16 protein-coding genes are annotated in these 18860 nt (G+C 63.0%); 12 read left to right on the top strand and 4 right to left on the bottom strand.

All coding sequences use genetic code 11. The features are described from left to right. Nucleotides 1-4: 4 nt before the first annotated feature. The 5 genes from FJW03_RS28625 (at nucleotide 5) to FJW03_RS28605 (ending at nucleotide 3892) form a co-directional block, all read left to right on the top strand. Nucleotides 5-1375 (top strand): sensor histidine kinase, encoded by a 1371-nt coding sequence (locus FJW03_RS28625; RefSeq protein ID WP_226890489.1) that lies wholly within the window; start codon nucleotides 5-7, stop codon nucleotides 1373-1375. After that, nucleotides 1372-2463, top strand: coding sequence for an ABC transporter substrate-binding protein (locus tag FJW03_RS28620; RefSeq protein WP_140610339.1), 1092 nt, complete (start codon nucleotides 1372-1374; stop codon nucleotides 2461-2463). Before FJW03_RS28625 ends, FJW03_RS28620 begins: the two co-directional genes overlap by 4 nt. A 99-nt stretch (nucleotides 2464-2562) precedes the next feature. Beyond that, the gene (locus FJW03_RS28615) at nucleotides 2563-2757 is read left to right on the top strand and encodes a hypothetical protein (protein ID WP_140696738.1); all 195 of its coding nucleotides are present in this window, start codon (nucleotides 2563-2565) and stop codon (nucleotides 2755-2757) included. Nucleotides 2758-2790: 33 nt separating this feature from the next. Beyond that, on the top strand, nucleotides 2791-3225 hold the full coding sequence (locus tag FJW03_RS28610; RefSeq protein ID WP_140610341.1) for a hypothetical protein: 435 nt from the start codon (nucleotides 2791-2793) through the stop codon (nucleotides 3223-3225). A 331-nt stretch (nucleotides 3226-3556) separates the two neighbouring features. Next, nucleotides 3557-3892, top strand: coding sequence for a hypothetical protein (locus FJW03_RS28605; protein ID WP_140610342.1), 336 nt, complete (start codon nucleotides 3557-3559; stop codon nucleotides 3890-3892). Nucleotides 3893-3960: 68 nt separating this feature from the next. Here the strand turns inward: FJW03_RS28605 and ggt are convergent, their stop codons facing one another. The 3 genes from ggt to FJW03_RS28590 all read right to left on the bottom strand — a co-directional run bounded on the left by ggt (nucleotide 3961) and on the right by FJW03_RS28590 (nucleotide 9550). Further along, nucleotides 3961-5700, bottom strand: coding sequence for a gamma-glutamyltransferase (gene ggt, locus FJW03_RS28600; RefSeq protein WP_140766393.1), 1740 nt, complete (start codon nucleotides 5698-5700; stop codon nucleotides 3961-3963). Nucleotides 5701-5984: 284 nt separating this feature from the next. Then, nucleotides 5985-7277 carry an L-rhamnose catabolism isomerase gene (gene rhaI / locus FJW03_RS28595; protein ID WP_140766394.1) on the bottom strand — a complete coding sequence of 431 codons (1293 nt, stop codon included), beginning with the start codon at nucleotides 7275-7277 and terminating at the stop codon, nucleotides 5985-5987. A gap of 170 nt (nucleotides 7278-7447) precedes the next feature. Beyond that, entirely contained in the window at nucleotides 7448-9550 is a 2103-nt protein-coding gene (locus tag FJW03_RS28590) for a bifunctional rhamnulose-1-phosphate aldolase/short-chain dehydrogenase (RefSeq protein WP_140766395.1), read from the bottom strand. Nucleotides 9551-9736: 186 nt separating this feature from the next. On the opposite strand from FJW03_RS28590, the gene FJW03_RS28585 reads away from it, so the two are divergent. The 7 genes from FJW03_RS28585 to FJW03_RS28555 all read left to right on the top strand — a co-directional run bounded on the left by FJW03_RS28585 (nucleotide 9737) and on the right by FJW03_RS28555 (nucleotide 17147). Next, a complete protein-coding gene (locus FJW03_RS28585) occupies nucleotides 9737-10540 on the top strand; it encodes a DeoR/GlpR family DNA-binding transcription regulator (protein ID WP_140610347.1) in 804 nt (267 codons plus the stop codon). A 55-nt stretch (nucleotides 10541-10595) separates the two neighbouring features. Continuing rightward, nucleotides 10596-11591, top strand: coding sequence for a rhamnose ABC transporter substrate-binding protein (rhaS, locus tag FJW03_RS28580; RefSeq protein WP_140610348.1), 996 nt, complete (start codon nucleotides 10596-10598; stop codon nucleotides 11589-11591). Between the two features lie 113 nt (nucleotides 11592-11704). Next, nucleotides 11705-13261, top strand: a complete 1557-nt coding sequence (locus FJW03_RS28575) for a sugar ABC transporter ATP-binding protein (protein ID WP_226890488.1) — start codon at nucleotides 11705-11707, stop codon at nucleotides 13259-13261. After that, nucleotides 13258-14235, top strand: coding sequence for an ABC transporter permease (locus FJW03_RS28570; protein ID WP_140766396.1), 978 nt, complete (start codon nucleotides 13258-13260; stop codon nucleotides 14233-14235). The genes FJW03_RS28575 and FJW03_RS28570 overlap by 4 nt, the downstream gene beginning before the upstream one ends. Nucleotides 14236-14458: 223 nt before the next feature. Further along, entirely contained in the window at nucleotides 14459-15463 is a 1005-nt protein-coding gene (locus tag FJW03_RS28565; RefSeq protein WP_140766397.1) for an ABC transporter permease, read from the top strand. Then, the gene (gene rhaM, locus FJW03_RS28560; protein ID WP_140766398.1) at nucleotides 15463-15780 is read left to right on the top strand and encodes an L-rhamnose mutarotase; all 318 of its coding nucleotides are present in this window, start codon (nucleotides 15463-15465) and stop codon (nucleotides 15778-15780) included. The genes FJW03_RS28565 and rhaM overlap by 1 nt, the downstream gene beginning before the upstream one ends. Next, a complete protein-coding gene (locus FJW03_RS28555) occupies nucleotides 15777-17147 on the top strand; it encodes an FGGY-family carbohydrate kinase (protein WP_140766399.1) in 1371 nt (456 codons plus the stop codon). Before rhaM ends, FJW03_RS28555 begins: the two co-directional genes overlap by 4 nt. Before the next feature lie 308 nt (nucleotides 17148-17455). On the opposite strand, the gene FJW03_RS28550 is transcribed toward FJW03_RS28555, so the two are convergent. Next, nucleotides 17456-18715, bottom strand: a complete 1260-nt coding sequence (locus FJW03_RS28550; RefSeq protein ID WP_140766400.1) for a D-amino acid dehydrogenase — start codon at nucleotides 18713-18715, stop codon at nucleotides 17456-17458. Between the last annotated feature and the right edge of the window lie 145 nt (nucleotides 18716-18860).

Here is an 18860-nt window from a genome sequence, read left to right as displayed (position 1 = left end):
TTCGTTGTTCTCCCGCCTCATGCGGCGCGTCGGCGTCGTTCTGGCGCTGGGTGCGGGAACGCTCATCACCGCCGCCTGGATTTACGCGCGCGCCGCCGCCGACGATGCCTATGACCGGCTGCTCCTCGGCGCGGCCTTCCAGATGAGCGAGAGCCTCAGCGTCGCCGACGGAAATCTCCGCTTCGTCCTTCCGCCCTCGGCTTTCGAAATCCTCGGGCTCGCCAATGACGACCGCATCTTCTACAGGGTCATCGATCCTTCGGGCGCGACCCTGACCGGCTATGCCGATCTGGCCGCCAAGGCGGACCTTTCCGCGAGCCGCGCCGCCCCCATCTTCGGCGATGACGCCTATCTGGGCGCCCCGGTGCGCACCGTAACCGTGTCGCACGCCATGAGCATGCCCGAAGGGCCGGGCTGGGCCTATGTCGTCGTGGCACAGACCGTCGAGGCCCGCCATGCGCTTGCCTCGGAGCTGACGGCGCGGGCGACGATGCTGGTCGCGCTGATGAGCCTCTTTGCCGTCGCCGGGACAGCGCTGGCGGTGCGTTACTCGCTGCGACCAGTCGATGACCTCGCCGCCGCGCTCCGGCAGCGCGACCCGCAGGATCTTACACCCCTCACTGTCGCGGTGCCCGACGAACTGTCTCCCTTCGTGACGTCCATCAACTACTTCATCATCCGCCTTGACGAGCGCATTAAACTGCTGCAGCGCTACATCGCCGACAGCGCCCACCAGATCCGCACGCCGCTGACGGCGCTTTCCGCCCAGGTGAGCCTGATAGACGAGCAGAGGCTTGCGCCGGAAGATCGCCGTCACCTGAAGCGCGTTCAAAGCCGCACCATCGAACTAACCGGCTTCACTAATCAGCTTCTCAACCATGCAATGGTGATCCACCGCTTCGACTCAGTCCAGCTCGTGCCCGTCTCGCTGAACGATGTCGCACGCATGGCATTTCGCAACGCCGTCCCGATCACGGTGGATCCCGACATGATCGTCTCCTTCGAACCCGCGGATGAAGACCTCATGGCGATGGGCGACATGCTCAGCCTGCGCGAGGCGATCGTCAATGTGATCGACAATGCGCTGCGTCATGGCGCGACCGCCAGACTGGAGGTGCGTGTGCGCCAACGAGAAAATTTCGGTCGAATCGAGGTGATCGACGATGGACCAGGGATCAAGGAGGCTGATTGGCCGAATATCATCAGCCGCTTCTATTCGCGAAGCCCTGACGCGCGCGGGTCCTCGGGGCTCGGTTTCGCCATCGCGTCGGAAGTCGCGACGGTCCTGCGTGGCCAGCTCGGTTTCCGCGAGCGATCTGAAAACGAGCCGTTTTGTGTCTATCTGGAATTGCCGCTCGTGCGAGGGCAGCCATGACAGCGCACATCCGCACCCTCGCGCTCGCCGGGCTCGCCTGGCTGGTCCCGACCCTTGCCGGCGCCATCGAAGGTGAAAGCGAGACTTTTCCCGCGACAGCGAAGGAGGCGGGCCGCCTGGTCATCCACGCGGCGACGGATCTTGAGGCCATGCGGCCGCTGCTGCGCGATTTCCAGGCACTCAACCCTAACATCCGGATCGACTACGTAGACTATGTCACAAACGATCTTTTCCGCGAGGCACGGGACGCATGCAGAGCGGGGACCTCCGAGGCTGACATCCTCCTCTCCTCGTCGGTCGACCAGTTGGTTCGGCTCACCAACGACGGCTGCGCCCAACGGCACGACTCGCCTGAAACACGGAGTGTGCCAGACTGGGGGAATTGGCGGGACGAGGTTTTCGGTTTCACATTCGAACCCGTCGTGTTCGTTTACGACCGGCGCCGGGTTCCGCCCGAGGATGTGCCGAGAAGTCACGACGCGCTCCTGGAACTCCTGCGCCGCAAGCCCGACGCCTACCGCGCACGCATAGGAACCTACGATATTCAGGCTTCCGGCATCGGCTACCTTTTGGCATTCTACGATTCCCGCCAGGCGCCTACAGCAAACGGGCGACTGCTCGAAGCTCTGAGCCGCGTGGAAACCATCGTGCGCTGCTGCAACAATGAAGTGCTTGGCGAGCTTGCAGCGGGGCGGATCAGCATCGCCTACAACGTGCTCGGCTCCTACGCCTATGCGGCGGCGCTCGCCAATCCAGATCTGCGCATCGTGCTGCCCCGGGACTACGCGCTTATCCTGTCGCGGGGCGCCTTGATTCCCGCTGCTGCGGCCCATCCAGGTCTCGGTAAGCGGTTCCTCGACTATCTCCTGTCGGCTCGCGGCCGGCAGGTGGCGAAGGACGCTTCGTTCTTCTTTGCCGAGGACGCCCCCCTGCCCGTCGGGGTCGACGGACCCGAGGCATTGATGGACTCAGGGATCGGCCGCCCCATCCGCATCGGCCCGGCGCTTCTTGCCGCACAGGACGAAATCCAGCGAAGTACATTCATCGAGGATTGGCGCAGACACATCGGAGAACATCCACAGCGTTGATGCCGTGCTCTTTGAGGCCACGTACCCCAGTCGGAGCTCCCCTCTCCAGCTCGCACCTCGGCGCGCGGCAGCTTCAAAGCGACGGTAGAAGCACAGATCATGAGCGCATTTGCCCAGCGTCGATTTGCCCGCGACGTTCTCGGCAAACGACCATTTTCCATACACCACGAACGGGCCGAGTCCATTTTGACCGATGTGCTTGGCTGCGCCACCTCGGCCTGGCTCGCTGAAAACGACTTTGCTCTCATCAGGCCCTTAGCGGATTCAATTTGCTTGGTGATGTGCGATCCCTAGGGCAAACTCGCTGCCGGGGCTGCAGGAGGTGAAATGAGAGCACGTGCAGCGACGCTCGGGGATCTCGAGGATGTCTTTCATGGCCTATCCAAGCGGATGTCGGACGAATACGCGGCGGCCGGCAAGGACAGCAAGGTCGCCTACGACAATCTGATGATGAATTTGAAGGAAGGCCGGGCGCACGCGCTTGTCGAGGGCGAGAAGGCCGTGGCCATCATCGCCTGGCATGAAAACAGCGACGCCGCCGATACGCTGTTCGCCGCGCAGGACGATTTTTTCCGTGGCTCCACCGTTCGCTTCTGCAAACGGCATATCAGGCATATCCAGGCGCTCGCCGGCAACCTGCCCGTCCATTCGCGCAGCTGGCTGCAGGGGCCTGATGTCGGGCGCTGGTTCAAGATCATCGGCTATGTCGAGCAGGGCCAGGAGAACGGGGCCAGATTGTTCGCGTTGCAGCCCGCCAGGTAGAGATCGCGTCACGCCACGTAACCGCAAATCAGCACTCGGGCCGGAATAGGCCGGCAGCGCTGCGACTCCCCGCCGCAGCCGCGAAAAGGCTGCCGGCGCTGAATTCATCAACGGCACCCATCCTTCTCCGCTGACACGGCCCAAAAGGAATGGGATGGCGGCGTGCAATCCGGGCGCAGACGCCTGTTGCATTCGAGCCAGACAGCCGGAAAATCGGTGACAAGAGCGGCCGGAACGTGTTGAAGATGACGGTCAACGCGGAGAGGGACGCGCGATCGGGTTGCACTCGGCAAGTGTTGATGGTTTGTTGCCGGTCAGCGGAGAACCAGTGATGCGAGAATCCATGGGGCAAGACGAATACGGGTCGTTCGATCCGGACGACCTGCCGAATCTGAATGCGATCGGGCCGGCCATGGGCAGCGGCAACGACTTCGAGAGATACGCGGTCGCCGTGATCATCGTGTTCGGCGCCTTGATCATTGGCGGGCTGATGGCCGCGTCGATGACCTTCGGCCATCGCAACGGTTTCCTGTTCGCGCTTGGCGGCGCCACGTCGGCCTGGATTTCCGGAAACGCGCTTCTGCTGGACCGGCCGCGCATCTACGCGCTGTTCGTCGGCATCGCCGCCCTGATGCTTATCGCATCGACCATCACCCTGGTAACGTGACAGCCCTGCCGGTCTCCAGACCAAAAGCGGCTGACCCGTAGGCTCTCGATCGAAAGCCACCCCGGGTATCAATATCCGAGCGCCTCGCCCGATGCGGCGCGGCTGTCGATGGCGCCATTGTAGCGCGCGCCGCCCCCCTTCCCGATTTCCGCCAGGCTCTTGCCGCCGACGAGGATGCCGGCCGCCTGGCCCCAGGTCTGGTCGCTGAGCTCGAGGTGATAGCCCATGCCGGCCAGCAGTCTTTCTGTGTCGGGCGACAGGCCAAACGGTTCGACATAGACCGTGTCGGGCAGCCATTGGTGGTGGATGCGCGGCGCGTCGACCGCCTCCTGGATGTTCATGCCGTGATCGATGACGTTGACGATCGCTTCCAGCGTGATGGTGATGATGCGCGAGCCGCCCGGGCTGCCGATGACCATGAACGGCTTGCCGTCCTTGGCGACGATGGTCGGGCTCATCGACGACAGCGGCGTCTTCTTCGGCTGGATGGCGTTGGCCTCGCCCTGAACTAGGCCATAGAGGTTGGGCACGCCGGGCTTCTGGGTGAAGTCGTCCATCTCGTTGTTGAGCAGGATGCCGGTGCCGCCGGCGACGACGCCGGCACCGAAGGAGCCGTTCAGCGTGTAGGTGACCGCGACCGCATTGCCGTCCTTATCGATGATCGAATAGTGCGTGGTTTCCTTGGACTCGCCAAAACCCTTCGGCATCAGGGCTTGCGACACGCCGGCCCGGAACGGGTCGATCTTGTCGCGGATATCCTTGGCGTAGGCCTTGTCCAGCAGTTTGGAGACCGGGTTGTCGACAAAGTCGGGGTCGCCGAGGGCTGAATTGCGATCGATATAGGCATGGCGCATCGCCTCGACCATGACATGGACCGTCTCTGCCGAGCCGGCGCCGAGATAGGACAGTGGATAGCCCTCGAGCACGTTGAGGATTTCGCAGATGATAACGCCGCCGGAACTTGGCGGCGGCGAGGAGGTGATCTCGTAGCCGCGGTAATTGCAGGTCACGGGCTTCAGTTCGCGCACCGCGTATTGTTCGAAATCCGGCTTGGTCAGGATGCCGCCCCTGGCGCCGCTCGCCTTGACAAGGGCGTCGGCGATGGCGCCCTTGTAGAAGGCGTCGGGGCCTTTGTCGGAAATGGCCGAGAGCGAGGCGGCAAGGTCGGGCTGGACCAGCTTCTCGCCGATGCCATAGGGCTTGCCGTCGGGCTTGAGGAAGATTGCGGCCGCCGCCGGGTCCTTCGCCAGCCTTTCAGCGCTGCCGGCGAATGAGGCGGCATCACCCTGATTGAGGATGAAACCGTCCTTGGCATAGTTGATCGCCGGCGCCATCAGATCTTGCCTGGACAAGGTGCCATATTTCTGGCGGGCCATCTCGAAACCGGCCACCGACCCCGGCACGCCGACCGCCAGATAGCCATCGAGGCTGGCGCCCTTCACCGGATTGCCATCCTTGTCGAGATACATGGTCTTGGTCGCGGCAAGTGGCGCGCGTTCACGGAAATCGAGGAAGGTCGATTTGCCGTCCTTGAAGCGTATGGTCATGAAGCCGCCGCCACCGATGTTGCCGGCATTGGGGTAGACGACCGCAAGGGCATAGCCGACGGCAACCGCCGCATCGACGGCGTTGCCACCCTTCTTCAACACGTCGATGCCGACTTCTGACGCCAGATGCTGGGCCGTTACCACCATGCCGTTCTCGCCCTTGGCGGGTGCCGGCGAGGCGGTAAAAACGGTTGTGAATGGGACGAAGGTAAAGGTCAGTGAAAGACTGGCGGCGATCAGGGTCCGGCGGGTAAGATGCATGTCGGGTCTCCGGGCGTAAGGACGCTTAGGAAAGACCGTTGGGATTGGTGAGTCCAGCCAATTGTGACAGTTGGCGATCCTCGACGCCCCCTCTGGCCTGCCGGCCATCTCCCCGCAGGGGCGAGAGTGGATGTCGCCGTCGCTTTCGCCAATCACCGCCGTTGCAGGAACAGCGCCTTCGGCGAAGCTGCTGATCTCCCCCTTTGCGGGGGAGATGTCCGGCAGGACAGAGGGGGGTGCTCAAGCGCTGCCGTCGCCCGTCGGGTCGAGAGAGAAGAAGTTGACTACACAATCCCGCCGGAACCGCCGGCGACCGCCGGACGTTCCGCCGCGACCTTGGCGCGGTAGCCCGCCGCTCGATAAGCCGCGACGGGATCGACGGCACCGCCAGTCTTCAGCCGCGCCATGGCGAGAATCGGCTCGACATCGGTGCGGTAGGCCGCCTTCAGCGTCTGCGTCGCCATCAGCGCGTCATTGCTGTCCTGAAAACCTTCGAGCGCCTTGCGGTCGACCAGCAGCGCTTGCGCATAGGCGCGTTGCACCTCGACCGCCGACAGCATCAGGCTTTCGATCGGGTCGGTAACGTTGTGGCTCTGGTCAAGCATATGGACCGGGTCAAAGCCCTCAGCACCGGACAGTTCGGCATCGACAAGTTCGTTGAAGACCAGGAACAGTCGGTAGGGATCGATCGCGCCGGCGTCGAGATCGTCGTCGCCATATTTGGAATCGTTGAAGTGGAAGCCGCCGAGCTTTTTGAACTGGATCAGCCGCGACACGATCATCTCGATGTTGACGTTCGGCGCATGGTGGCCAAGGTCAACGAGGCAGAACGCCTTGTCGCCGAGTTCCGTCGCGATGATGTAGTTGGTGCCCCAGTCCTGCACGACCGTGGAATAGAAAGCCGGTTCGTACATCTTGTGTTCGGTGAACAGCTTCCAGTCGGCCGGCAGCCCGGCGTAGACTTGCCTCATGGCATCGAGATAGCGCTCGAACGCCCTGGCGAAATTGACCTGGCCGGGAAAGTTCGAGCCGTCGCCGATCCAGACCGTCAGCGCCTTGGAGCCAAGCGTCTTGCCGATCTCGATACATTCGAGATTGTGCTCGACCGCTTGCCGGCGCGTGCCGGCGTCGGCATGCGACAGCGAGCCGAATTTGTAGGATAGCGTCTGGTCCTTCGCGTCGGAGAAGGTGTTGGAGTTCATCGCATCAAAGCCGAGGCCGAAGCGCGAGGCCGCCTGCTTCAACCGGTTCGGATCGGCCTTGTCCCACGGAATGTGCAGGGACACGGTCGGTGTGGCCTGCGTCAGTTGCTGGATGACGGCGCAGTCCTCGATCTTGTCATAGATATCGCGTGGCTCGCCGGCGCCGGGGAAGCGGGCGAAGCGCGTTCCGCCGGTGCCGACGCCCCAGGACGGGATGGCCACGGCGAATTTCTCAACCTTGTCGCGGATCGCATCGATGGCGATGCCACGGCGGTCGAGGCGCTCGCCGAGCGAGGCGTAGTCGCGCTCGAGGCCGGCCCTGCGCGCGGCATTGTCCCGTTCGACGATGTCGGCGGAGATGATGGTTTCGGACACTGCTGTTCCTCCCAGAATGCGTACGGCTAGCACCGCCCCTCATCCGCCTGCCGGCACCTTCTCCCCGTGAAGAACGGGGAGAAGGAAAGCGCTCCGGCGCCGATGATCCCCCTCTCCCCGTTCTTCACGGGGAGAGGGGGAGGGTGAGGGGCAGCGCCAACTTTAACAAGTTACCGCGTAAAGCTCTGCGCGTTGCCGGCGTCGACATTGACGATGTTGCCGGTCGACTTGGCCGACATGTCGGAAGCGAAGAAATAGATCGCTTCCGCAATGTCTTCCGGAAAGACCGAGCGCTTCAGCATCGAGCGCGAGCGGTAGTGTTCCTCCAGGTCGTCCGTGGACATCTTGTAGGCGGCGGCGCGCTGTTCCTTCCACTCACCGGTCCAGATTTTCGAGCCGCGCAGCACCGCGTCCGGGTTGACGACATTGACCCGGATCTGTGCTTCCGCGCCCTCCAGCGCCAGGCAGCGGGCGAGATGAATCTCGGCTGCTTTGGCGGTGCAATAGGCGGCGGCATTGGGCGACGCGGCAAGGCCGTTCTTGGAGGCGACGAAGACGACATTGCCGCCGATCCCCTGCACCCTGAACAGCCGGAAGGCTTCCCGCGAAACCAGGAAATAACCGGTCGACAGGATATCCATGTTCTTGTTCCACAGCGCCAGCGTCGTCTCCTCGATCGGCGCCGAAGAGGCGAGACCCGCATTGGACACCAGGATGTCGATGCCGCCGAACTCGACCGCCGTCTCGGCAAAGCCGGCGACGACCTGGTCTTCCGAAGTGACGTTGATGACAACAGGCCGGACGAAATCCTTGCCATAGGCCTTGGCCAGTTCCTCATTGGCGCTGGCGAGTGCCGTTTCGTCGATGTCGGCCAGCACCACGCAGGCGCCTTCGCGCAGCAGGCGGTTGGCGGTCGCTCGGCCAATGCCGCCGGCACCGCCGGTGACCAGCGCGATCTGGCCGGCGAGCGACTTCGGCTTCGGCATGCGCTGCAGCTTCAAATCCTCGAGCAGCCAGTATTCGATGTCGAAAGCTTCCTGCGCGGGCAGACCGACATAGGAGGAGACCGTCGAGGCGCCACGCATGACGTTGATGGCATTGACGTAGAATTCGCCAGAGACGCGTGCCGTCGCCTTGTCGCCGGCGAAGGTGAACATGCCGACGCCCGGCATCAAATAGACCACAGCGTTGGGATCGCGGATGGCGGGCGAGTCCGGATGCTTGCAGCTGTCGTAATAAGCCTGGTAGCCGACCCGATAGGCGGCGACATCATCGGCGAGGCGCGCGATGACGGCATCGACATCCGGTTTCGCCGGATCGAATTCGATGACCAGCGGCCGGATCTTGGTGCGCAGGAAATGGTCCGGACATGAGGTGCCGAGTGCCGCCAGCGGGCGCAAATCCCTGGAGTTGACGAATTCGAGCACGGCGAGCGAATCGTCGAAATGGCCGAGCTTGTGGCTTTTCTCCGAAATCAGGCCGCGGATTTTCGGCATCAGTTTCGCCGCGATGGCGCGACGAGCCGAAGCGTCCAGCGACTTCACCACTTCGCCGCCGAAAATGGCGAGGCCTTCGGAGCGGCGCTCGAACCATTCGATCGCCTGGTTGATCACCGAGATCGTCGTTTCGTAGCATTCCTTGGGGGTGTCTCCCCAAGTGAACAGGCCGTGGCTTTCAAGGATGACACCCTTGGCCTGGGGATGTTCGAGGCAGAATTTCTCCAGCCAGAGGCCAAGTTCGAAGCCAGGCCGCTTCCACGGCAGCCAGCCTATCGCGTCGCCGAATATCTCTTTCGTCAGCGCTTTGGAATCCTTCGCGGCGGCAATCGCGATGATGGCATCGGGATGCATATGGTCGACAAAGGGCTTGGGCACATAGGCATGCAGCGGCGTGTCGATCGAGGCCGCGCGCGGATTGAGATTGAAGGTGCAGTGGGGGAGATATCCCACCATTTCGTCCTCGTGCTCGACGCCCCGGTAGAGGCCTTTGAGCGCACGCAGCTTGTCCATGTAGAGCGTGGCGAAACCGTCGAGCTTGATCGAAGCGCTGTCGCCGCCCGAGCCCTTGACCCAAAGCACCTCGACATTCTCGCCGGTAAGCGGATCCTTCTGCCAGATCTTCGATGACGTATTGCCGCCGCCATAGTTGGTGACGCGCTTGTCGAAACCGAGCGTGTTCGAGCGATAGACCAGAAGCTCGGGCTCGCTCATCCCCTTGGCCTTCGCATCATCCCAAAGATTGGCGAGGCGCGAGCCGGAGCGCTTGTCGAGCATGGATAGTCCTCCCTGGGGACCCAGAAAGCGCGGTCCCTTTTCGTCACGAATGTCTACGCAACAGGCTTACTTGTCAATCATGAACGATCATTATCGATCATATTGCATCGCACAATGAAATTATATGATCGGAAATGATTGACACTGTTCTTTTTGAGTGCCTAGATGGCCAGGCAGGGAGGAACCATGCACGAAAAAGAGCGCCACAGGATCATTCTGTCCGCCGTCCAGGAAAAACCCGTGGTGACGGTGCAGGAGATGGTCGACCTGACGGAGTCCTCCGAGGCGACGATCCGGCGCGATATCGCCGCGCTTCATGTGCAAAAGCGCCTGCGCCGGGTGCGCGGCGGCGCCGAGGCGATCTCGCCGCCGCAATTCATCGGCCTTGCCGGACGGCCCTTCTCAGTCAATGAAACGCTCAATGCCGCGCAGAAGCGGGCAATCGCGCGCGAAGCCGTCGAGTTGTGTCGGGACGGCGAGCCGATCATCATCAATGGCGGCACCACCACCTTCCAAATGGTGCATTTCCTGACCGGCCGCCGCATGCCGATCTTCACCAATTCATTCCCGATCGCCGAGCATCTGCTCAAGCATTCCAAGAACACGGTGATGCTGTCGGGCGGTACCATCTATCGCGAGCAGAACATCATCCTGTCGCCCTTCGATAACGACGTGACGCGCAATTTCTACGCGCGCCGCATGTTCATGGGCGCCCAGGGGCTCGGGCCGCTCGGCCTCATGGAAGGCGACCCGCTTTTGATCCAGGCGGAGCAGAAACTGATCGACCAGGCCGACGAGCTGGTGGTGCTGGTCGATTCCTCGAAGTTCCGCAAACGCTCGAGCCTGATCCTGTGTGGTCTGACGCGCATCGCCACCGTCATCACCGATGACGGCATCGAGGATCGCGAAGCCAAGATGCTGGAGGCAGCCGGTGTGACGCTGATCGTCGCCCGCAAGTCGGCAAAGGAAGAATCTTCACTGCAGGCCTGAGATCATCTCACGCCCGCAGCGACGATGGAATGCAACGCTCAAGGGAGGATATTCGATGAGCTTCTTGAAGAAATTGCTGGTAACAGCGGCCTTCTCGGCCGCCATGTTCGTGAATGCCGCCTATGCCGAGAACGTCAAGATCGCGCTGGTGGTGAAGTCGCTCGGCAACGGCTTCTTCGATGCCGCCAACAAGGGCGCCGAAGAGGCGGCCAAGGAACTCGGCGACGTCGACATCATCTACACCGGCCCGACCAAGGCCACCGCCGAGGCGCAGATCGAAGTCGTCAATTCGCTGATCGCGCAGAAGGTCAACGCCATCGCGATCTCCGCCAATGACGCCGACGCGCTGGTGCCGGTGCTGAAGAAAGCCATGGAGCGCGGCATCACCGTCATCTCCTGGGATTCGGGCGTCGCCAAGGAGGGCCGCCAGCTTCACCTCAACCCGTCCGATACCGGCCTGATCGGCGAGACCATCATCAAGCTCGCCGCCGACTATCTGCCGGAAGGAGGCGATGTCGCCATCCTGTCGGCCTCCTCGACCGCGACAAACCAGAACGCCTGGATCGAAGCTGCCAAGAAGGTGCTGCCGGAGAAGTTCCCCAAGATCAAGCTGGTCGCCACGGTCTATGGCGATGACGATTCGGCCAAGAGCACCGACGAAGCCAAGGGCCTGTTGAAGTCCTACCCGAACCTCAAGGCGATCATCGCGCCGACCACGGTCGGCGTCGTCGCCGCCGCCCAGGTCGTCACCGACGAGAACCTGATCGGCAAGGTCAATGTCACCGGCCTGGCGCTGCCGTCCGAGTTCAAGAAGTTCATCGACAATGGCGCCAGCCAGGCGGTCGCGCTGTGGAACCCGATCGATTTGGGCTACTCGGCCGTCTACCTCGCCCATGACCTGGCGGTGAAGAAGGAAGAGGCGAAGCCCGGCGCCACACTGTCGATCGGCCGCGTCGGCAAGGTCACGCTCGACGACACCAACTCGGCCGCGATGGCTCCGCCCTTCCAGTTCGATAAGAGCAACATCGAGAAGTTCTCCAAGATCTATTGATCCTGGAGCCGGTACCCTCCCCCTTGTGGGGAGGGTCGGCGAGACGGTCGTGCGAAGCAATGCCGACGAGACGGGGTGAGGGTGGCGACGTCTCCGCACATTAGGACTTTGATATGCTTGTAGACCCCCACCCCGCTCACTTTGCTCGCGACCCTCCCCACAAGGGGGAGGGTAAGGCAGCTCCTCGCCTGACGCTGTCCGGCATCTCAAAGAGCTTTCCCGGCGTGCGCGCGCTGCACAATGTCAGCCTGTCGCTCTATTCGGGCCAGGTGACGGCGCTGATCGGCGAAAACGGTGCCGGCAAGTCGACACTGGTCAAGATCATGACCGGCATCTACCAGCCCGACGAGGGCACAATCCGCATCGACGGCCAGGCCGTCACCTTGCCCAGCGCGCATGCCGCTTTCGGGCACGGCGTCACCGCGATCCATCAGGAAACCGTGCTGTTCGACGACCTTTCGGTCGCTGAAAATATCTTTCTCGGCCATGCACCGCGCTCGCGTTTCGGCACCATCGACTGGCGCACGATGCGCAAGGACGCCCGAGAAGTGCTCGACACCATGCATGCGGGCCATATCGATGCCGACGCACGGCTGAAGGACCTCGGCATCGCCAACAAGCACTTGGTTGCCGTGGCGCGTGCCATGTCGATCGACGCCCAGATCGTCATCATGGACGAGCCGACAGCCGCCCTTTCGATGAAGGAGATCGAGGAGCTGTTCCTGCTCATCGAATTCCTCAAGAGCGAAGGCAAGGCGATCCTGTTCATCAGCCACAAGTTCGACGAGATCTACCGCATCGCGGACCGCTATACGGTGTTCCGCGATGGCGAGATGGTTGGAGAAGGCCTGATCAAGGATACCGGCCAGAGCCAGATCGTGCGCATGATGGTCGGCCGCTCGGTCGACCACATCTTTCCACAGCGCAAGGCCGAGATCGGCGCGCCGGTGCTGTCCGTCTCCGGCCTGTCGCATCCGACCGAATTCAACGACATCGGCTTCGATTTGCACAAGGGCGAAATCCTCGGCTTCTATGGCCTTATCGGAGCCGGGCGCAGCGAGGTGATGCAGGCGATTTCGGGCATCACCCGCACATCGGCCGGCACGATCACGCTGGAAGGCAAGATAATCGCGCCGAAATCGGCGGCGGATTCGATCGAGGCCGGCATCGTCTACGTGCCGGAAGAACGTGGCAAGCAGGGTGTGGTGATCGGCCTGCCGATCTTCCAGAATGTCTCGCTGCCCTCGCTCACGCGCACCTCCAAATCCGGCTTGTTGCGGCTGGCGGAAGAGTTTTCGCTCGCCCGCACCTACACAGAGCGGCTGGATCTGCGCGCCTCCTCGCTCAGCCAGGATGTCGGCACGCTGTCGGGTGGCAACCAGCAGAAGGTCGTCATCGCCAAATGGCTGGCGACCGCGCCCAAGGTGATCATTCTCGACGAACCGACCAAAGGCGTCGACATCGGTTCGAAGGCCGCCGTGCACGGCTTCATGGCAGAGCTGGTGGCGCAAGGCCTGTCGGTGATCATGGTTTCGTCGGAACTGCCGGAGATTCTCGGCATGTCCGACCGCGTCGTCGTCATGCGCGAGGGTCTCCTCGCGGCGGTCTACGACAACAAGGGACTGGACGCCGAGACGCTGGTCCGGACCGCGGCGGGGATCGCGGCATGAAAGCTATCCTGAAATATCGCGAAATCTGGCTGCTCGCCGCCATCGCCGTGCTGATCGGCTTGATCTCGACCCGCTTCCCCGCCTTCGCTAACCCCGGCAATCTGCGCCAGGTGTTCAACGACACATCGATCCTGATGATCCTGGCGCTCGGCCAGATGGTGGTCATCCTGACCCGGTCGATCGACTTGTCGATGGCTTCCAACCTGTGCTTCACCGGCATGGTGGTGGCGATGCTGAACGCCGCGCACCCGGCGATCCCCATCCCCCTGCTGATCGTCATCGCGCTGGCCGTCGGGCTGGTGCTCGGCGCCATCAACGGCCTTCTGGTGTGGCGGCTGAACATCCCCTCGATCGTGGTGACACTGGGCACGTTGACCATCTATCGCGGCGCCACCTTCGTTCTGTCCGGCGGCGCCTGGGTTAATGCCGACAAGATGAGCCCGGATTTCATCGGCTTCCAGCGCGCCGCCTTCCTCGGCGTTCCCGTGCTCTCCTGGATCGCCATCCTGGTCATTGCACTGTTTTTCGTCCTGATGACGCGTACCGCGCTCGGGCGCTCGATCTACGCCATCGGCGTCAACCCGACGGCGTCGGTCTATACCGGGATCGATGTCGGGCGCACGAAATTCATCGTTTTCTGCATCTCGGGCATGATCGGCGGCCTCTCGGGCTACCTCTGGATCTCGCGCTATGTGATTGCCTCGGTCGAGGTCGCCAACGGCTATGAGCTCAACATCATCGCCGCCTGCGTCATCGGCGGCATTTCGATCGCCGGCGGCATCGGCTCAGTGGGTGGGGCGGTGCTTGGCGCCTTGTTCCTCGGCATCATCTCCAACGCGCTTCCGGTCATCAACATCTCGCCCTTCTGGCAAATGGCGATTTCGGGCAGCGCCATCATCCTGGCCGTCGTGCTCAATGCGCGCGGCGAACGCCAGCAGGGCCGCATCATCCTGAGAAAGATCGAGGCGGTATGAACAGCACTTCGCTCCGGTTGGATCGAGAGGTCAGACTGTTGCCGATCGCAACAGTCCTGTTTTCAAGGTTTGTGCCGCCCCTCATCCGCCTGCCGGCACCTTCTCCCCGTATAGTGACGGGGAGAAGGGAGAAGCTCCTGCGCTGGCGCCCCCCTCTCCCCGTCTCTATACGGGGAGAGGGTAAGGGTGAGGGGCGGCGCCAGCATTCGATCGGTTTGGCCAAATGACCGACATAACCAGGCCCCCTGCCCCGCGCCATATCCCGGACCGGCTCGACAAGCCGCTGTCCTCGGCGATCTTCTCGTGGGAAGCGCTGCTCGTCATCATCGCGGTTCTCATCTTCGCCATCAACAGCTTCGCCTCGCCGTATTTCCTCGATCCCTATTCGCTGTCGGACCTGACGTTCAATTTCACCGAAAAGGGCCTGATCGCCTTTGCCATGGCGTTGCTGATCATTTCGGGCGAGATCGACCTGTCGGTCGCGGCCATCGTCGCGCTCGCCTCGACGCTGATGGGCATGGCGGTGCAGGCAGGCGCCGCGACACCGGTTCTGGTGCTGATCGGCATCGTCGTCGGACTCGGCTGCGGCGCCTTCAATGGCTTGCTGGTGACAAGGCTCGGCCTGCCTTCCATCGTCGTCACCATCGGCACGATGAGCCTGTTTCGCGGCATCGCCTTCATCATCCTCGGCGACCAGGCCTATAAGGGCTATCCCGAGAGCTTCGCCTTCTTCGGCCAGGCCTATGTATGGTGGGTGGTGTCGTTCGAACTGGTGCTCTTCCTCACAGCGGCCGTCGTCTACTGGTTCCTGCTGCACCGGACGAGCTTCGGCCGGCGGGTCTTCGCCATCGGCAACAATCCGGTCGCGGCGCAGTTCTCCGGCGTGCGCGTCGGGCGCATCAAATTCATCCTGTTCTGCCTGACCGGACTGATGTCGGGCATCGCCTCGGTGCTGATCACCTCCCGGCTCGGCTCCACCCGACCATCGATCGCGCAGGGCTACGAGCTCGAAGTCATCACCATGGTGGTGCTGGGCGGCGTCAGCATTCTCGGCGGTGCCGGCAGCATTGCGGGCGTCGTGCTCGCCGCCTTCATCATGGGGCTGGTGACATTCGGCCTCGGTCTGCTCAACGTGCCAGGCATCGTCATGTCGATCTTCATCGGTCTGCTGCTGATCATCGTCATCGCGCTGCCGATCGTCTGGCGGCGGCTGCGCGGAGGACGCTGATGGCCGAGAAGTACGCGTTCAAGATGATGCTCAAGCCCAGCATGAAGGCCGAGTACAAGAAGCGCCATGACGAGATCTGGCCGTCGCTGGTGGCGCTGCTGAAGCAGGCCGGGGTGTCCGATTATTCGATCCATCTCGATGACGAAACCAACATCCTGTTCGGTGTGCTGTGGCGGCGGGATGGTCACGGCATGGCCGAACTGCCGAACCATCCGGTGATGCGGCGCTGGTGGGCTCATATGGCCGATATCATGGAAACCAGGCCTGACAACGAGCCGGTGGCCGTTCCACTGGAAACCGTGTTCCATATGGAATGAGCACGATACGCCACATCGCCGTCATCGACATCGGCAAGACCAATGCCAAGGTGGCGCTGGTCGATCTCGTCACCTTGAGCGAGGTCGCGCTGCGTCGCATGGCGAATGAGCCGGTGCGCCAGGCGCCCTACCCGCATCACGATGTCGAAACGCTGTGGGATTTCATCCTCGACAGCCTGGCGGGCCTCAACCGCGAGCAGCGCACCGACGCCATTTCGATCACCACCCACGGCGCGACAGGCGTGCTGGTCGACGCAGCGGGCGAACTCGTGTTGCCCGTCCTCGATTATGAGTTCGACGGTCCCGACAGACTGGCAGCGGACTATGACGCGATCCGCCCGCCCTTCGCCGAGACCGGCACGCCGCGCTTGCCGCTCGGCCTCAATCTCGGTGCGCAATTCTTCTGGCAGCAGAAGCGTTTCCCGGCGGAGTTCGCCAGGGCCACCGCGATGCTGATGTACCCGCAATATTGGGCGCTGCGGCTGACCGGCATCGCCACCAACGAGGTGACGTCGCTCGGCTGCCACACCGATCTGTGGAACCCGTGGACCGCCGATTTCTCCTCGATGGTCGACAAACTGGATTGGCGTCGGCTGATGGTGCCGGTGCGACCGGCGAAGGACCGGCTGGGGCCGATCCTGCCGGCCCTTGCCCGGCAGACCGGCCTCGACCCGCAAACGCTGGTGTTTTGCGGGCTGCATGATTCCAACGCCTCGCTGCTGCCGCATCTCCTTGCCGACACGCCACCGTTCTCGGTCGTCTCGACCGGCACCTGGGTGGTGTCGATGGCGGTGGGCGGCAAAAAGATCGCGCTCGACCCGGCGCGGGACACACTGGTCAATGTCAATGCGCTCGGCGATCCGGTGCCCTCGGCGCGCTTCATGGGTGGTCGGGAGTTCTCGCTGCTGACCGAGGACAAGCCGCAGGATTCGAGCGAAGACGACGTTGCCGCCGTGCTGGCGCGAAGGGTCTTGCTTCTGCCCTCCGCCCAGCAGGGCTCCGGGCCTTTCCCGCACCGCACCGCGCAATGGAGCAATGCGGAGAATTCCAGTCCCGGGCAGCGTTTCGCCGCGATTTCGTTCTACCTTGCGCTGATGACCGCGACCTGCCTCGACCTCATCGGCGGCGACGGTCCGACGACGGTCGAAGGGCCGTTTGCCCAAAACCGGCCTTTCATCCGCATGCTGGCGGCAGCGACAGGGCGGCCGGTCGTCGCGTCGGAGACCTCGACCGGCACCAGCATCGGCGCGGCGCTGATCGCGTCGGACGGCGCCACGGCTACGAGCAAAGGCGAGCGAACTGAGCCGCCGGCCGATGGGGATTGGGGCGACTATGCAAGGGCGTGGCAAAAGGCCGTCAGGACATAAGTTGCGGCATCGCTACCCAGCCTTGCTTGACAGGCCGGCCTCCCCCTCATTGCCTGCCGGACGTTCGTCGCTCAAAAAGCCAAGCAATTGGCTTTTCGTCCGCTGCGCGGATCACGCCTCAACTCCCCGTATTGTGACGGGGAGAAAGACGCCGCCATCGACGGTTTCGCCGATCGCCGCCGTTGCGGCGAACCCATCATGAGGGAGAAAACTGTTACCTATCTATCCGGTTCAAAGTGTTACCCATCTATCGGCTGGACACCGGCAGGGGGATGTGGGGCGGCGCCAACCTCGGCAATGATAACATTTCAGCGCGGCGCCGTCCCATAAAGCAGTCCCTGCGGATCGATCTCCGGCTTGCGGCCGGCGACGAGGTCGGAGAGGAATTTTCCGGAGCCGCAGGCCATCGTCCAGCCGAGATGACCATGGCCGGTATCGAGATAGAGGTTGCGGTATTTCGCCTGGCCGAAGACGGGCACCGAATTCGGCATCATCGGTCTCAGGCCTGCCCAAAGCAGCGCCTTCTTCTCGTCGAACGCGCCCGGGAACAGATCCTTGCCGGTGTTCAGGATGGAGCTGAAATCGCTCGGCTTGAAGCCGCGGTCGAAGCCGGTGAACTCCGCGGTGGACGACATGCGCAAGCGGTTGCCGAGCCGCGAATAGCCGATGAGCCTGTCCTCGTCGGCGCCGCCCATGGTCGGTCCTTTGTTCTCGTCCTCGAGCGGGACGGTCACGGTATAGCCCTTCACCGGATAGACAGGCAGATCGATGCCGTAACGACGGCCGAGCAGGCCGCTTTCCGGCCCCATCGAGATCACGACGGCGTCGCCCGTGACAGGGCCGGCCGACGTCATGACGGCGCGCACGGTGTCGCCCTCGATGTCGAGGCCCTGAACGGTCGTTCCGAACAGGAATTTGACGCCGAGCTTATCGGCTGCATAGGCGGCGAGCTTGTCGGCGAGTTGTTTGGAATCGCCGGTCTGGTCGATCGGGGAGTAGACACCGCCGGCGATCTTTTCCTTGACACCGGCCAGCCCCGGCTCCAGTTCGACCAGCCGGTCGCGGCCGACGATCTCGATCGGCAGGCCGTGCTCGCCGAGATAGCGGTAGTTGTCAGTGCCCGTGTCCAGGCTCTTCTGCGTGCGGAAGAAGTACAGGATACCCCGCTTGCGCTCGTCGTAGTGGATGCCGGTGGTCTCCGAGAGGGCGTTGATGCAATCGCGCGAATAGAGCGCGAGCCGCAGCTTGACGCTGGTGTTGGCGCGCATGCGCGCCACGGTGCATTCGCGCAGAAAGCGCAGGCTCCAGGCATAAAAATAAGGATCGAGACTCAGCCTGACCTTGATACCGAGATCATGATTCCAGAGCCCCCGCAGGAAGGTCTTCAGCGCAGAAGGCGAGGCCCAGGCGGTGGCGTCGCCTGGCGAGACCAAACCTGCGTTCGAGCGGCTGGTGCCGCGCGCCGCCGCTTCATGGCGCTCGATCACCGTCACGTCGTGGCCGTCGCTTGCCAGGTAATAGGCGGCGGCCGTGCCAACGACGCCGGCTCCGAGCACCAAAATCTTCATGCGCCTCCCCAAAGATCATGCCGGCGGAAGCTTCCGCGCACCGCCTCCCGATGAGCCTCAATACCGCGTATGAATGCGCCCCGCGAGCCCTTGGCCCAACAGCTCCCCGCGCATGCCCCCGAACCGGAGTTCGGAACGGATCACG

Source organism: Mesorhizobium sp. B4-1-4 (assembly GCF_006439395.2).
In the GTDB taxonomy this organism is placed as follows: Bacteria; Pseudomonadota; Alphaproteobacteria; order Rhizobiales; family Rhizobiaceae; genus Mesorhizobium.
The sequence above is the reverse complement of the archived record's forward strand: the minus strand, read 5'-3'. Positions and strand labels throughout refer to the sequence as shown.

Excerpts from the sequence above, each read along its gene's own strand:
- FJW03_RS28620 (WP_140610339.1), top strand. The coding sequence starts at position 1,372 with ATGACAGCGCACATCCGCACCCTCGCGCTCGCCGGGCTCGCCTGGCTG.
- FJW03_RS28615 (WP_140696738.1), top strand. The coding sequence starts at position 2,563 with ATGAGCGCATTTGCCCAGCGTCGATTTGCCCGCGACGTTCTCGGCAAA.
- FJW03_RS28610 (WP_140610341.1), top strand. The coding sequence starts at position 2,791 with ATGAGAGCACGTGCAGCGACGCTCGGGGATCTCGAGGATGTCTTTCAT.
- FJW03_RS28605 (WP_140610342.1), top strand. The coding sequence starts at position 3,557 with ATGCGAGAATCCATGGGGCAAGACGAATACGGGTCGTTCGATCCGGAC.
- ggt (WP_140766393.1), bottom strand. The coding sequence starts at position 5,700 with ATGCATCTTACCCGCCGGACCCTGATCGCCGCCAGTCTTTCACTGACC.
- FJW03_RS28590 (WP_140766395.1), bottom strand. The coding sequence starts at position 9,550 with ATGCTCGACAAGCGCTCCGGCTCGCGCCTCGCCAATCTTTGGGATGAT.
- FJW03_RS28585 (WP_140610347.1), top strand. The coding sequence starts at position 9,737 with ATGCACGAAAAAGAGCGCCACAGGATCATTCTGTCCGCCGTCCAGGAA.
- rhaS (WP_140610348.1), top strand. The coding sequence starts at position 10,596 with ATGAGCTTCTTGAAGAAATTGCTGGTAACAGCGGCCTTCTCGGCCGCC.
- FJW03_RS28575 (WP_226890488.1), top strand. The coding sequence starts at position 11,705 with ATGCTTGTAGACCCCCACCCCGCTCACTTTGCTCGCGACCCTCCCCAC.
- FJW03_RS28570 (WP_140766396.1), top strand. The coding sequence starts at position 13,258 with ATGAAAGCTATCCTGAAATATCGCGAAATCTGGCTGCTCGCCGCCATC.
- FJW03_RS28565 (WP_140766397.1), top strand. The coding sequence starts at position 14,459 with ATGACCGACATAACCAGGCCCCCTGCCCCGCGCCATATCCCGGACCGG.
- rhaM (WP_140766398.1), top strand. The coding sequence starts at position 15,463 with ATGGCCGAGAAGTACGCGTTCAAGATGATGCTCAAGCCCAGCATGAAG.
- FJW03_RS28555 (WP_140766399.1), top strand. The coding sequence starts at position 15,777 with ATGAGCACGATACGCCACATCGCCGTCATCGACATCGGCAAGACCAAT.
- FJW03_RS28550 (WP_140766400.1), bottom strand. The coding sequence starts at position 18,715 with ATGAAGATTTTGGTGCTCGGAGCCGGCGTCGTTGGCACGGCCGCCGCC.